Here is a 15,106-nt window from a genome sequence, read left to right on the forward strand (position 1 = left end):
TCTAGGCTGCTGTCCGGGCGTGATGCCATTGGTCCAGTAAGGCGAATAGGGTGGCGCCTAGGGCTAGCCCGAGTCCTGCTATACAGGTCATGCTCCAGCCCCCATGATGCCAGGCATATACACCCAAGGCCGAACCACAGGCACCGCCAATAAAGTACAGGGTCATATACAGTGAATTGACCCGTGATTTGGCATCCGGGCGCAGGCGGAAAATCACATTCTGATTACAGCTATGCGTAATCGCCAACCCCAGATTAATCAGTCCATAGCCCAGAATATAGCTCAGCAGCGATACCGCACCAAAATATAGGAACAGCCAGCTCCCAATCAGGATCGAACAGCCAATCCAGCTCAAGGTTTTGATATGGCCCCGATCGGCCCATTTGCCAATGAATTGAGTCGACAATGCGCCAAAGACACCAACCAGTGTCACCAGACCGACCATGACATCAGACAGCTGGAAAGGTTCTTGGGTCAGCAGCAGGGCAATGGTCGAGAACAGCATGCTCATGGCGGCAAAAGCACAAGCACCGGTAAGAGAGCGCAAGACCAATCGTGGTTCATGTTTTAATAAGCTCGCCATAGATTTGAAAATCGCTGCATAGCTGATTCTTAGGCGTGGCAGACTCGGTAATTTTCCTCGCAGATAAAAACTTAAAGCCAGCATGCTGATGCCACTGACGATATAGATCATTTTCCAGTGAAACAGGTCGGACAATAATCCCGCAATACTGGTCGAGAGCAGAATACCGACCAGCAAGCCGCTCATCAGGAAACCCACTACTTCTCCAGTTTTTTCCGGTTTGACTGCCATGGTGGCCAAGGGAATCAGAATCTGTGCAGCCACGGAAAACAGTCCGGCAATGATGGTGCCAACCCACAGCATCGGCAGGTTTATCGCACTGGCACAAATAAATAAACCTGCAGCTGCACCCAGCATGAGAAAGGGAATCAGCTTGGTTTTATTCAGCATATCGCCCAAAGGTACAATAAACAGCAGGCCTAATGCATAAGAGATTTGAGCAAAGGTAACGGTGAGTGCCACTTGTGATTCCGGCACCTGATAATATTGCTGAATCGATGAAATCAGTGGCTGGCAATAATAGTTGGCGCCGGCACATAAACCACAGGCAATCGCCATCAGCCATAATAAGGGCTTGTTTTGACTGATATCGAGGGGCGTGTTCATAGCAGCAACCTTATTTAAGCCGAGGAGAATTTAAAACAAGCAGCGCATTGATGCAGGAATGAAAGGCACTATAAGTGAGAACTTTAGGCTTTAAAAGTAGAAAAATATTACAATGACTCAATGAAAAGATCTTAGATCGCAAGGACTACACAAGACTTGAATTAGAAAACCAGTCAGGAATGATCAGGTTGCCAGATTTTTGATCAATAGCTGGCTTTATTACAACGCATAGGACAAAGAAAGAACGGAAAATCCCCTGAAAATGAAAAAAATTAAATAATGGCTCTCATTTTATGCGCAGATATGGTGCATAAACTTTATTTTAGTCACTTATTCGGTTTATGACATTAATATAATAAATGGTCAGCAAGATTTTTGTTCCTCTTGGTCTGATCATTTTAGAGATAATTGATCCTTAGACCCACAGATCTCGTTGTGTCACATCCATCAATTCAACCCTAGCTCGATGGGTGTTAAATCATAACTAAATTGAATAAAAGGTATTACTTTACAGATCAGATAGCTTATCGGGAATAAGTTCTTTATTTGTCAATAAAGTCAAATTTAGAAAACTTGGAAAGCTAAAGTGCCGCTGTCCTTAGCAGAGAGACCTATTCAGAAACGGGTAGCCTAAAGAACCAAAACAGGAATTTTGGTCAGAAAGATCAATGTAACAAAAGAAATCTCAAGTAGGCGGCTTATCAGCCGAGCGCATTTTCAGGTTTTCATTCAGGTAAATGAATATCGTTTATAAAATAATCAAATATAAATATTTGGCGTATGTAAGCCACGCACCAGTACAGCAACATTTTTATGAATCATCAGTTCAATATATAGGCATTTATTAAATAAATAGTAGGTAGTAATTTCAAACAGTTTGATTAGAATCCAAAAATTCAACAAGAACACATCCTGAGGGGAAGCATCGTTTAAGCGATGTTTACTTAAGAAAAATTAGCTTGAGGAACGCTCATGCAGATCGGAATTCCAGCCGAAACTGTTGTCGGTGAAAATCGCGTCGCTGCGACGCCAGAGACAGTAAAGAAATTGATCAGCGCAGGACATAGCGTGATTATCGAACGTAGTGCAGGGCTTAAAGCTGCCTATATCGATAGTGCCTATGAACAAGTTGGTGCCAAAATTACGGATGATGCCTACATCGGCAGTCAATTGATTTTAAAAGTTCGTGCACCGAAAGGTGAGGAAATTCAAAAACTCAATCCGAATACCGCCATCGTAGCGATGTTTGATCCTTACCGTAATACTGAGCTTGACCAATTTGCGGCACAGAACGTGTCTGCATTTGCATTGGAACTTTTGCCACGGACCTTGTCTCGTGCGCAGAATATGGATGTCTTGTCTTCTCAAGCCAACCTTGCAGGATACAAGTCAGTCCTTCTGGCTGCGGCTGAATACCAGCGCATGTTCCCGATGCTAATGACGGCTGCGGGTACAGTCAAACCGGCCCGTGTGGTGATCATGGGAGTCGGTGTCGCGGGTCTGCAAGCGATTGCCACTGCAAAACGCTTAGGCGCTATTGTGGAAGCTACAGACTTGCGTCCAACAGCAAAAGACCAAGTGGAGTCATTGGGCGGTAAATGGCTGGACGTGCCGATGTCTGCCGAAGAGCAGCAAAAAGCGGCGGATGCGGCCAAGAATGGTTATGGCTGGATGCCGGGTGAGGAATACATCCGCGATCAGGCTGCCATTGTGGATAAAGCCGTATCAAATGCTGACATTGTGATTACCACAGCGCTTTTACCCGGCCGTGATGCACCGCGTTTAATCCGTGCTGAAACAGTGGCGAAAATGAAACCGGGTTCAGTCATTTTAGATATGGCAGTGGAATCGGGCGGTAACGTTGAAGGTTCGAAATGCGGTGAAACTGTGCATACCGGCAATGGTGTCAAAATTCTCGGTATTCCTAATATTCCTTCGACAGTCTCGACTGAAGCATCGGCTTTATATGCACGTAACGTCTTTAACTTCGTGGAAACACTATTTGATGCCGACAAGAATTTTGTCCTGAATCCAGAAGAAGAAATTCAAAAAGCCCTACTTGTCACTCATGCCGGCCAAGTGCTGCTGAAACGTGGTTAAGGAGAAGACTCATGGTTGAAACAATTACGATTTTTGTCCTTGCCATTTTCGTAGGTTACTACGTGGTGTGGGGTGTAACACCAGCATTGCATACGCCGTTGATGGCGGTCACCAATGCCTTGTCATCGATCATTATTGTCGGTGCGATGATCCAGACCGTTGGTCTGCCGGTGATCGGCGTTGAAGGCAGCGTGGATTTCCAGACCATTAACGTGGTGAGCGTGCTGGGTGCAATCGCGGTGTTCCTGGCCAGTATCAATATTTTCGGTGGCTTTGCCGTGACTGCACGTATGCTGGAAATGTTTAAACCTAAGCAAAAGAAAAAAGAGGGTTAATCCATGGAAATGATTCGAGAATATGCGGATTGGTTCTACCTGATTGGTGCCGTTCTTTTTATCCTGACGCTACGTGGTTTATCAGGTCCTAAAACTGCAATTCAAGGTAACCGTTACGGTATGATCGCCATGGCGATTGCAGTATTGACCACCTTCTTTGTTGCAGATAATCCTGTGGTGTGGATGATTGTGGGCGCAATGGTAGCAGGTGCGGTGGTGGGTATTGCCCGTGCGCGTACTGTCCCTATGACCCAAATGCCAGAAACTGTGGCGCTGATGCACTCATTGGTGGGTCTGGCTGCGGTCTTGATTGCGATTGCTGCAATTATTCATAACAACAAACTGATTGAACTCGGTCCAGACCTTTTGGCGGCCAATGGTGTCAATTTCCATGAAATGAGCCGTGTTCATTTATTTGAACTGTTCGTGGGTTGTTTCGTGGGTGCAATTACCTTTACAGCATCAGTCTTTGCTTATGGAAAACTGGCTGCGAAGAAATGGGCAAAAACCATTTCTGGCGCATGGGTAAAACCTGTTCAGGCCATCATCTTTATTGCCATGTTGGTGTTTGGTTTCATGTTCTTCTCAACAGGGAATATGACCGCATTCTGGGCAATGACAGCACTTGCACTGGTCTTTGGCTGGGTATGGATTGCACCTGTCGGCGGTGGTGATATGCCGGTGGTGGTCTCGCTACTCAACTCATTCTCTGGTTGGGCTGCAGCCGGGATTGGTTTCACGCTTGAAAACAACATGCTGATTGTGGCAGGTTCACTGGTCGGTTCTTCAGGTGCGATTCTGTCTTATATCATGTGTAAAGCCATGAACCGTTCAATCATCAACGTTCTGTTTGGTGGCGCAATGGGCGGTACAGCTGCGCCGACAGCAGGAGCAGGTGAACAGGTTCAACGTAATCACCGTTCTGGCTCGGCAGATGATGCAGGCTTCCTGATGTCAAATGCAGACAGCGTGGTGATTGTACCGGGTTATGGTATGGCGCAAGGCCGTGCACAGAATGCGGTAAAAGAATTGGCTAACTTGCTGAAAGAGCAGGGCGTAACGGTTCGTTTTGCGATTCACCCTGTAGCAGGTCGTATGCCGGGTCATATGAATGTATTGCTTGCTGAAGCTGACGTACCCTATGAAGACATCCTGGAAATGGATGAGATCAATTCGGACTTCCCGGCAACAGATGTGGTGCTGGTGATTGGTGCCAACGATGTTGTAAACCCTGCGGCGAAAGATGATCCAACATCGCCAATTTATGGCATGCCGATTCTGGAAGCGCATAAGGCACGTACCATTATGGTGATCAAGCGTTCTATGGCAACCGGTTATGCGGGTCTAGACAATGACTTGTTCTATAATGACAAGACCATGATGATCTTCGGTGATGCCAAGAAAGTGGTGGAAGATATGACTAAAGCTATTAATGGTACGGGTCATTAATTCAAAATCTCCCCTAACCCCTCTTTAATAAAGAGGGGGAACTTCCAAAATCAAATTGGTTACTCAGGTAAGTCCTCCTTTTTTAAAGGGGGACTTTTTTGATAAAGGCTCCCTCCTTTGAAAAAGGAGGGTCGGGGAGGATTAAATAAAAAACCACCTTCGGGTTAATGCTGATCAGTTAAGGAATTTAGAAATAGACTCTTTAACTTTTTAGTCGTTCACGACAGAGTCTTAACGTTTTAAATCAAATATTTGCAATATCATTTGTTACTTTGGTTTCGCCCAAAGTAACCAAAAGCATTTGTCATCCGCAAAACTCGTCAGCCACCATCCACTAGCAAATTTGTCGCAGAAACAATCATTTTTTAATGTAGTCCTGCCTCAGACAGTTGCGGATGACTTTTCCAGCTATCAAATATAATCATGAATTTAAAAAAGAAAATGCCAGTCAATTGCTTAACTGACTGGCATTAACCTTCGGGTGGTTTTTATTTCGTATTCTTTTTATACGCACATAAAAAAAGCGACCTACACAGGTCGCTTTTTTGAATATTTGATTTTACGCTACAGAGTTTGTATCTGCAGGATTGCGCCATAAGCTTTCTAGATCATAGAATTTACGCGCTGTTGGAAGCATACAATGAACCACTACATAACCGAGGTCGATGAGGATCCATTCAGCATCACGTTCGCCTTCAATACCAAGCGGACGGAAGCCAGCTTTACGTGCTTCTTCAGCAACGTTATTGGCCAGTGATTTGATATGACGTGTCGATGTGCCGCTTGCAATGACCATAGCATCAGCCACATTACTGATACCGCTGACATCAAGCTCAACAATTTCTTTTGCTTTTACATCTTCAAGTGCAGCATGTACGACTTTTAAGCAGTCCTGTACAGCTTGAGAATTTGAATTCATAGTAAGATCGTGAGAATTAGAAGCGCTGGGCGATGGTTCTAAATTCATGGGGTGTGTAATTTCCTAACAATTATGCATGGTCTAATATAGCGGTTTTAGTGCTGAATTTCAAATGAAGCCGCAGTCCACTCAGTCATGCTCCGGAAAGAATTCGGCTTTCCAGACAAAGGAGTCATTGGAATGCTGCATCGGCTTATATTCGGCAGCGACATAAGCTTGATATTGACTATGTTTTAACCACTGAAATATATCATGATATTGAATAGACGCCGTATTGGGTTGATGTCGTCCCGGACAATCCGCAAACTGGATATGACCAATCAGGTGAATATTTTCTTTTAAATTTTCCAGTACATCTTCGCCCATCATCGCCATGTGATAGCAGTCATACTGCATTTTTAAGGCCGGATGATTGACTGCTTCCAGCATTTCCTGAGCTTGTGCAACATTTTGAATCAAAAAACGTGGCATATCGGTGCCATTGACCATTTCAAAGACCGGTTCAATTTGATGCTCGAGCAGCATTGAACAGGCCATTTTCAGATTACTTGCCAGCGTATTCAGGCAGGGCAACAGGTCACAATCCAGAGGCTGTTTGCCTGCCAGAATATTGACCCGAGGTACATTTAAGGCCGTGGCATACTGGATGGCTTGTTCAACAGCATGACGGAACTCGATTTCCCGCCCCGGGATACCGGCCAGGCCATGGCCGCCCTGCATTAAATCACCGGCAGGCACATTAATCAGGCATAAGTTCAGTTGATGGATGCTGAGCTGATTTTGAATCTGGCCAATCGTCAATTCATAAGGAAACTGGATTTCGACATGATTAAAGCCCTGTGCTCGAGCCAGTGCGAAGCGTTCGATGAGTGGCACTTCGGTAAAAATCATCGACAGGTTAACGGCGAGTTTAATCATGTATTTTCCTTATACATTCAGGGTATTACAAAAGTAAAAATTATGCGTGCTTGAGCTGTTGAATCACAGTGGCCAGATCGGCCTCGGCAAAGCCCTGGGCCTGATGGATTTGCAGCTGTGATAAGGCCTGAGTCGCGACCGGAACATCCAGGTCAAAGCTTTGGGCCAGTTGCACGGCATTGTTCAGATCTTTAGATAAGGTCTGCACTTTCCATTGCACCGGTTCGAAAGTTTGTGTGGCCATACGTGGCGCCAGAATCTGGAAAGGTTTGGAATCGGCAAAACCACCCGCCAAGGCAGGTGCCAGTAGGCGTGTATCTACACCTGCAAGGCCCGCCAATGCCACTGCTTCCGCGATCAGGGTGCTATTGGCTGCGACAATGAGCTGATTACAAATTTTGGTCGCCTGACCAGTACCGGTGTCGCCCATACGGGTGACGCGCTGTGAAAGTGTTGCATAAATTGGGTCAAGATGTTTAATCATTGCGGCATCACCACCGGCAAAAATCACCAGACTGCCTTGTTCAGCACCTGCGGTACCGCCTGAAACTGGGGAGTCAATCCAGTTCACCTGTCTGGTCTGTGCTTGTGCTGCAAGCGCGTGGGTTTGCTGCACCGAAAGGCTGGAAAAATCCACAATGATTTGATCGGCAACCAAATACGGCACGATCTGCTCAAAGACCGATTGCACCGCCTGATCATCTGCCAAGCAAGTCAAAATCACTGGATAATCCGCAATCTGATTCAAAGACAGCGCAGTTGCACCCAAGTCGATTAAGGGATGGCAAGCCGCCGAGGTACGGTTCCATACCGCGACCTGAAAACCTGCCTGTAGTAGACGGGTCGCCATCCGGCGTCCCATCAGGCCCATACCCAAAAAGGCAATCTTAGTATCGCGATTTAACTGCATGCTTTTTCTTATTCCTTGCTTGGACTCTAACTCGATTTAGTTATATTGGCGTGGCACGAACTGGACTTCCGGATTCTTGTCCTTTTTGCGAGCCAGCTGACTGTTTTTACCTAGCAATAATTTGAGCTGCCAGATTTTTTCCATACGTAAAGATTTATTTGGGCGATGCTGCATGGCATCCAGTACAAACTTAGAGGCCATCAGGGCATCCGGAGAGCGTTGCAGCATTTCCTCAGCCAATGCTTGTGCGCGTGCCAGTGGTTCTTGATCCACATGGGTAACCAGACCAATCTCTTTGGCATAGGCACCGTCAAAAATCCGGGCAGTCAAGGTCAGCTCTTTGGCCAGATCAATCCCAATCAGGCCTTTCAGCGAACGGCTGAGTCCCATATCTGGTACCAGTCCCCAACGGGTTTCCATAATCGACATTTTGGTATCAGGATGTGCAATACGGATATCTGCGGCCAGAGCAAGCTGCATACCAGCGCCAAAACAGAAGCCCTGCATCGCAGCGATCACCGGCACCGGTAATTCCTGCCAGACCAGAAAGGCTTTCTGGAACAGGCTCTGACCCGGACGGATTAACTCCCAGGCCGCATAGGCACGATTTTTAGGATTATTTAAATCGGCCAGATCAATGCCGGCACTAAACACCTGCGCTTCACCGGTTAAAATGACGCAACGGATACTTTTATCTTTTTTGATTTTCTGCGCAGTCGCAACCAGTTCACGCAGCAGGGCAAAGCTCATGGCATTGCGTTTATCCGGGCGATTCAGTGTAACTGTGGCAATGCCGTTATTTTTTTCCAAGCGCACGAGTGACATGGCATTCTTCCTTATTTTTCCTGAGCCGAGCATAGCATGCGGCCTATGAGCTTGCATGACAGCTCAGTCATACTTTCTAAGTCACGGACTGAGCAGCTTCAAGTTTTAATTCAAATGTTGTTTCAGAATTTGCTGGGCGGCCTGTTCAACTTGTTCGACCACGGCTTTAAGTTCATCAAAATGTTTCAGCACGTCTTGAACAAAGTTTTCGTCGGCCTTGCGACGTTCTTTGCGCAGGGTTGAAACGAACTGTTCAAATCTGCCCGTGACTTTCTGTAAAGTTGGTGCGCCGACATAGCGGGTTGCACCATATAAACGATGCAAGACATGTTCCAGTTGCGGGAAATCTTCCAGCTCAATTAACTGCTGCATTTCAGTAAGTTCATCGGCAAAACTGTCGACCAGCATGCGCAACAGGTCTACTGCCAGATCTTCCTTATTGGCTGCCAGTTGCAGGCTTTGCTGCCAGTCCAGAATATTCGGATCCAGTGCATCAATCACATGGGCGCGTTCCAGCACTGGAAGCCGTTTAAAATGTTCGGTGGTCCAGTGGGTCAGAATCTGCACAATCTGCTCGATCTGGATCGGCTTGGTGACATAATCATCCATGCCATTTTGCAGCAGCTTATGTTTTTCATCCGACAGCGCATGTGCAGTCAGGGCAATAATCGGCAGTCGGTTATGGTTTTCAAAGGTCGATTCCAGTGAGCGAATCGCACGTGTGGTATCAATTCCCGACATCACCGGCATCTGAATATCCATAAAGACCAGATCAAAAGCCGGCTGTTTCTGCTCATAACGGCGCTGGATGATATCAATCGCTTCCTGTCCGCTCAGGGCTTTGCTGGTGGTGACATTCAGTTCAGCAAGTAATGCTTCCAAAACAATCAGGTTGGGTAAATGATCATCGACGGCCAGAATATGCAGGCCCTGACCATTAAAGTCTTCATGCTGTTCCTGATCGAAGACCGGTTGATTGCCCAGCAGCTGAATCAAGGCACTGCGGCTGAGTGGCTGATGCAGAGCACGGGCACGATGGTCGTTCAGCATGCTTGGATCGAGTTGCATCTGATAACCATATACGGCCAAATGACCCTGATAACGCGAGCGGATCTCGCGTAACAGGACTTCGCTGTCGCCACTATGATCGACGATGAGCCAGGTGTTTTCAGAGTTCTGTAGATGATTCAGGCGGCTAAACAGATCCAGAATCGATGCGCATTCAATATGCTTGACCTGATAATTTTCCAGATAATGACGCAAGACGTTCGCGGTTGCCGGATGGGCCAGATAAGACACCACCGTCAATTCATTGAAATCTGGATGTTCAATTACAGTATCTTCATCGACCAGGAACTGCGCAGTAAACCAGAAGGTCGAGCCTTTTTCGGTTGGGGCACGTTCCTGATTATCTTCAAAACCAATCTGGCCATGCATCAGGCTGACCAGCTGTTTGGAAATGGCCAGCCCCAGTCCTGTACCGCCAAACTGACGGGTGACCGAGGTATCGCCCTGTGAGAAAGACTCGAATAATTTTTTACGATCGGTACCACTCAGGCCAATGCCGCTGTCCTGTACACTAAAATGCAAGACACATCGATCGATCCCCTCATGTTCCATACGTGCCCGCACGATGATTTCGCCATCCGGCGTGAATTTGATCGCATTGGAAATCAGGTTGGTCAGAATCTGCTTAAAGCGTAGCGCATCGCCAATCACATGTTTCGGTACGCTGTCTGCGTAGTAGAAGGCCATATCAATATGTTTTTGTGCCGCCAGTGGCGAGAGCATGTCCATCACATCAAAAATGGCTTCTTCCAGATCGAAAGCTGCGGTTTCCAGTTCCAGTTTGCCGGCATCAATTTTGGAAAAATCCAGCACATCATTAATCAGCGCCAGTAAATGTGCGGAAGATTTACGAATGGTTTGCAAATATAGACTTTGCTCATTGCTGAGATTGCCCTGACGCAAGAGCAGATGAATAAAGCCATCAATACTGTTGAGCGGGGTACGCAGTTCATGGGAAATATTGGCCAAAAACACCGACTTGGCCTGGTTGGCTGAAATCGCCTGGTCACGTGCCTGACGGTAAGTAATATTCTGTACTTCGAGCGTATCTAAAGTACGACGTAAATCATCTTCAGTCTGTTCAGTATGTTCGCGCAGTTCTAGAAAACTAAAATGTAGACGTTTTACCACATTGGCAATATCCCGTTGCAGTAAACGCAGCTCTCCGGTGCTGTTAATCACCATATGCTGGCCGAGGGTATCGGCATTCAGTCGCTGCAACTGCATGCGAATTTCATACATCGGTGCAATCCAGCGCCGTGAGTAAAAGTTCAGACAGAGTAATAACAATAATAAGGTTAATAGACCCGTTGCAATCAATACGATCAATACCCGGTAGCGAGCAATGGCCAGCGGCTGATTATCCAGCTCAATTGCCAGCCAGCCTTTAGAAAAACTGTTTTCATTCACTTTAATGGCATAAATATGATTGTCTTTATGCAGAATCGGGCCAATAAAGTTACCGCTTTTATCAAAATCGGGCCAAGCGGCCTGTTCCTGAAAGCCGATACCTAAACGATTCTTGCCACTGTCATCCAGAATGGCTGCCCGAACCAGATGTTTTTCATTGAGCATATTCTGCATGGCATTGTGGGCCTGATCATATTGCCAGGGATACAAGCTTAAAATATCCAGTGCATACTCAGACGTGCCTTGAAAACGCGTCATAATGGCAATTGCCATCTGCTTTTGCTGGGCACGTGCGGCATTCGAGGTTTCAGTCAACACCAGCATCGCGCCAACACAGGCCAAAATAGTAATCGGCACAAAAATCAGCGCAATCAACTGTCCATAGGCGTGATTTAAGTGTAGGCGTTTAAACAGCTTTTTATTGATCGTTGACATGATTTAAGCAGTATTTTCTTTATGTCTGGCATATTAGCATGCTTTAAATCGACAGTTAAAATTTAAGCATTATTTTTATAAGGGTTCAGATCAACCTTTAAAAATACAAGAGATTTCAGTTAAATGATTGCTGAAATACAGTGAAAAGCGGGCGATGAAGACTTCAGTCGTCTGAAAGTCCGGGGCTGAAAATAACGCTTTTATATTCACAGCCGAGCTGCTTGATCTTGCTAAATCACAGGGAAATGAAGTTTATAGCAGGATACTGAGTTTGTTTTAGAGAGTTTCCTGAAAAAGCAGTGCTAAATGGATGCAGGGAAAAGCATTTTTTCATACAATAGCCGCACCTCGATATAGGTGCACACAATGAGTAATACCACCCCCGATTTTCAAGCAGATGAATTTTTGTTAGACCACTATGTTGGCAAAACGCCATTGGTGCGTTTACAGCGTCTGGCAAGTCACACTCAAGCTACAGTACTCGCGAAACTCGAAGGCAATAATCCGGCAGGATCGGTCAAAGACCGTCCGGCCTATAATATGATCATGCAGGCCGAGAAGCGTGGACAGATCAAGCCGGGTGATACCCTGATTGAAGCAACGAGCGGAAATACGGGGATTGCATTGGCGATGGTCGCAGCGATGCGTGGCTATAAAATGAAGCTGATCATGCCGAACAATATGAGTCAGGAACGTAAGGATGCGATGCGTGCTTATGGTGCCGAGCTGATTGAAGTTACCAAAGAACAAGGCATGGAAGGTGCACGTGATCTGGCCGCTCAAATGCAAAATGATGGCGTGGGTCTGGTACTGAATCAGTTTGGCAATCCGGATAATGTCGAAGCACATTATCTGACTACAGGTCCTGAAATCTGGCAGCAAACCGGTGGCAAGATTACCCACTTTGTCAGTTCTATGGGTACAACCGGCACTATTATGGGTGTCTCGAAATATCTGAAGGAAATGAATCCGGAGATTCAGATCGTGGGTTTACAGCCATCTGATGGTTCAAGCATTGCCGGAATCCGTCGCTGGCCGGAAGAATATCTGCCGACCATTTTTGATCGCAGTCGCGTGGATCGTATTATCGATATTCCACAAATTGAAGCTGAAAAAACCATGCGTAAGCTGGCGCAGAAAGAAGGCATCAGTGCTGGTACTTCATCTGGTGGTGCAGTGTGGGCTTCCATAAAGCTGGCGGAAGAACATCCGGATGCCGTCATTGTGTGTATTATTTGTGACCGTGGTGACCGTTACTTGTCTACAGGGTTATTCTCTGTGCAAGATTCTGAATAATTATTTGAGCACTGTGTTATGCGCCTGCCTGTTTTAACTTTCGATATTGAAACCCAAACCGATCTCAAATCAGGCGCGCATTTATTTGGTCTGGACCTGCCTGAAGCAGATCTGGATCAGGCCTTGACCAAACTGCGCCGTCAGGATTCAGGCTCTGATTTTCAGCGTCCGCCCTTGCATGAAATTGTCTGTATTTCCGGTTTATGGATCGATGAGCAGGGCATGAAGCTGTTTTCCTTTAGCCGGGAACAGCATTCTGAAGCGGAAATTTTAAGAAAATTCTTATCGATTTTTGATAAGCGTCATCCGACGCTGGTCAGTTGGAATGGTTCACAGTTTGATTTACCGGTGATTTTATACCGTGCCATGTATCATGGACTCTCTGCACCGAGTCTATTCGATCAGGGCGAAATTGACACGCAAAAGCGTTATAATAACTACCAGAATCGTTACCATCATCGTCATGTTGACTTAATGGATGTGATGGCCATGTTCCATACGCGTCATTTCCAGAAGCTGGACGATGTTGCACATTTGCTGGGTTATCCGGGTAAACGCGGTGACGGGGCCTATCGGGTTCCTGAATATGTCCGCAATCAGCAATGGATCGAACTGACCTCTTATTGTGAAGGCGATGTGCTGAATACCTGGCTGGTCTATATCCGCTGGCTGTTGTTAAAAGGACAGCTGTTATTGCCGGATTATCAGCATTTGCTGCACAGTACGATTCAATATTTGCATACGCAACCGCAGCATGCGGACTTTTTATCGGTTTGGCGTGAAACGTCACAAAGAACTGACTTTACCCGTTTTGATTTTCCAACTCCCACATCCTAGGTTTTCATGAAGCATCGAGCACACACACGTCCTACCCAGCAACCCGAGTACATTTTTCAGGTTGAGTCACTTTCGCATGAGGGACGTGGCATCGCTCATTATGGTTCACACCCGGATCATCCACCGCATAAACACGGCAAGAAAGTCTTTATCCGTTATGCCTTGCCCGGTGAAACCGTGCGTGCTCGCATTACCCGTGAAGTTAAAAAACTGGAAGAAGCTGACAGTCTTGAATTACTCAGCGAAGCTTCCGAAATTCGCGTCAAGCCGATCTGTGCACATTTTGGGGTCTGTGGCGGCTGTAATATGCAGCATATCGCAGCCGATGCACAGATTGAACTAAAACAGAATGTGCTGAAATCGCATTTACAGCATTTTGCTGGCATCCAGCCTGTGCAGTGGCTTGCACCGCTACGTTCCGAGCGTGAAGATTATCGCCGTAAAGCCCGGATCGGAGTGCGTTATCTGCCGGCTAAAGACACATTGGTGGTGGGTTTTCGTGAGAATCAAAGCAATAAATTAACCTCGATTGATCGCTGCATGATTCTGGATCGTGAATTTGGATCGCTTACAAGCCTTAAACAATTGCTGCAAAGTCTCAATGGCAAGGCTGACATTGGTCATATAGAATTGGCCATGGGGGATCAGGATATTGCCTTACTGGTGCGTGAAACTGCAAAATTATCAGTGGCTGATGTCAACCAATTGCGCGAATTTACGTTACAGAAAGGCTGGCAACTGTATGTGCAGCCTGCCGGCAAAGATACACTCTCGCGAATTGATGCTCCAGATGCCGCGGCGCGCTTGCACTATAGTCTTGATGACTTTGATGTGAAATTCGGTTTTAATCCTGTGGACTTCACTCAGGTGAATTCGACTATCAATCCGCAAATGGTAGCGCTGGCATGTAATTTGCTACAGCTGCAACAGGGTGAGCGGGTTCTGGATCTATTTTGTGGATTAGGAAATTTTTCTCTAGCACTGGCACGCTGTGTAGGCACATCTGGTCAGGTGATTGCGGTGGAAGGGAGTGAAGAAATGGTGCAACGCGGTGCGGAAAATGCCAAAAATAATGGTATTGCCCAAGTTGCTTTTTATTCACAAGATTTAACCAAAGATTTCTCGCACCAGACTTGGGCAAATCAAGGTTTTGATGCATTATTGATTGACCCGCCACGTGCTGGCGCAGAAGAAGTCATGCATTATCTTCCTCAGTTTGGCGCAAAAAGAATCGTTTATGTGTCATGTAATCCTGCGACACTCGCAAGAGATGCAGGGCTCTTGGTACAACAGGGTTATCGCCTCACTCAAGCCGGAGTGATGGATATGTTCACGCATACTGGGCATGTTGAATCGATTGCATTGTTCGAAAAAGAAAATTAAATGAACGATTGAAGAAATGATGTATTTACAAG

General features: G+C 46.3%; 12 protein-coding genes. 6 read left to right on the forward strand and 6 right to left on the reverse strand.

Features of this window, described 5'->3' with window-relative positions; genetic code table 11:
* Position 1 precedes the first annotated feature (1 nt).
* On the reverse strand, positions 2-1,189 hold the full coding sequence (locus FTT73_RS12125; RefSeq protein ID WP_180191485.1) for an MFS transporter: 1,188 nt from the start codon (positions 1,187-1,189) through the stop codon (positions 2-4).
* Positions 1,190-2,161: 972 nt separating this feature from the next.
* Here FTT73_RS12125 and FTT73_RS12130 point away from each other — a divergent pair.
* The 3 genes from FTT73_RS12130 to FTT73_RS12140 are packed head-to-tail and all read left to right on the forward strand — an operon-like array spanning position 2,162 to position 5,073.
* Positions 2,162-3,289: a Re/Si-specific NAD(P)(+) transhydrogenase subunit alpha gene (locus FTT73_RS12130; protein WP_179999655.1), complete on the forward strand. Its 1,128-nt coding sequence runs from the start codon at positions 2,162-2,164 to the stop codon at positions 3,287-3,289.
* Positions 3,290-3,300: 11 nt separating this feature from the next.
* Positions 3,301-3,624, forward strand: coding sequence for a proton-translocating transhydrogenase family protein (locus tag FTT73_RS12135; protein ID WP_004281642.1), 324 nt, complete (start codon positions 3,301-3,303; stop codon positions 3,622-3,624).
* Between the two features lie 3 nt (positions 3,625-3,627).
* Complete coding sequence (locus FTT73_RS12140) at positions 3,628-5,073, forward strand: NAD(P)(+) transhydrogenase (Re/Si-specific) subunit beta (protein ID WP_180078692.1); 1,446 nt, start codon at positions 3,628-3,630, stop codon at positions 5,071-5,073.
* Between the two features lie 559 nt (positions 5,074-5,632).
* Here the strand turns inward: FTT73_RS12140 and rsfS are convergent.
* The 5 genes from rsfS to FTT73_RS12165 form a co-directional block, all read right to left on the reverse strand.
* On the reverse strand, positions 5,633-6,040 hold the full coding sequence (rsfS, locus tag FTT73_RS12145; protein ID WP_005098092.1) for a ribosome silencing factor: 408 nt from the start codon (positions 6,038-6,040) through the stop codon (positions 5,633-5,635).
* Positions 6,041-6,121: 81 nt separating this feature from the next.
* Positions 6,122-6,910: a hydroxypyruvate isomerase family protein gene (locus FTT73_RS12150; protein WP_100329839.1), complete on the reverse strand. Its 789-nt coding sequence runs from the start codon at positions 6,908-6,910 to the stop codon at positions 6,122-6,124.
* 40 nt (positions 6,911-6,950) lie between these two features.
* Positions 6,951-7,820, reverse strand: coding sequence for an NAD(P)-dependent oxidoreductase (locus tag FTT73_RS12155; protein WP_180191486.1), 870 nt, complete (start codon positions 7,818-7,820; stop codon positions 6,951-6,953).
* A 36-nt stretch (positions 7,821-7,856) separates the two neighbouring features.
* The gene (locus tag FTT73_RS12160; protein WP_100329837.1) at positions 7,857-8,645 is read right to left on the reverse strand and encodes a crotonase/enoyl-CoA hydratase family protein; all 789 of its coding nucleotides are present in this window, start codon (positions 8,643-8,645) and stop codon (positions 7,857-7,859) included.
* Between the two features lie 105 nt (positions 8,646-8,750).
* On the reverse strand, positions 8,751-11,558 hold the full coding sequence (locus tag FTT73_RS12165; protein ID WP_179999649.1) for an ATP-binding protein: 2,808 nt from the start codon (positions 11,556-11,558) through the stop codon (positions 8,751-8,753).
* 366 nt (positions 11,559-11,924) lie between these two features.
* On the opposite strand from FTT73_RS12165, the gene cysM reads away from it, so the two are divergent.
* Genes cysM through rlmD form a run of 3 tightly spaced genes read left to right on the forward strand, consistent with a single transcriptional unit; the run spans position 11,925 to position 15,074 of the window.
* On the forward strand, positions 11,925-12,854 hold the full coding sequence (gene cysM, locus FTT73_RS12170; RefSeq protein WP_005168623.1) for a cysteine synthase CysM: 930 nt from the start codon (positions 11,925-11,927) through the stop codon (positions 12,852-12,854).
* Between the two features lie 18 nt (positions 12,855-12,872).
* Positions 12,873-13,691, forward strand: coding sequence for a 3'-5' exonuclease (locus FTT73_RS12175; RefSeq protein WP_100535412.1), 819 nt, complete (start codon positions 12,873-12,875; stop codon positions 13,689-13,691).
* Between the two features lie 6 nt (positions 13,692-13,697).
* On the forward strand, positions 13,698-15,074 hold the full coding sequence (gene rlmD, locus FTT73_RS12180) for a 23S rRNA (uracil(1939)-C(5))-methyltransferase RlmD (RefSeq protein WP_005098083.1): 1,377 nt from the start codon (positions 13,698-13,700) through the stop codon (positions 15,072-15,074).
* Positions 15,075-15,106: the final 32 nt, after the last annotated feature.

Origin of the sequence: Acinetobacter sp. YH01006, from assembly GCF_013420445.1 — a bacterium.
Lineage (GTDB): Bacteria > Pseudomonadota > Gammaproteobacteria > Pseudomonadales > Moraxellaceae > Acinetobacter > Acinetobacter pseudolwoffii.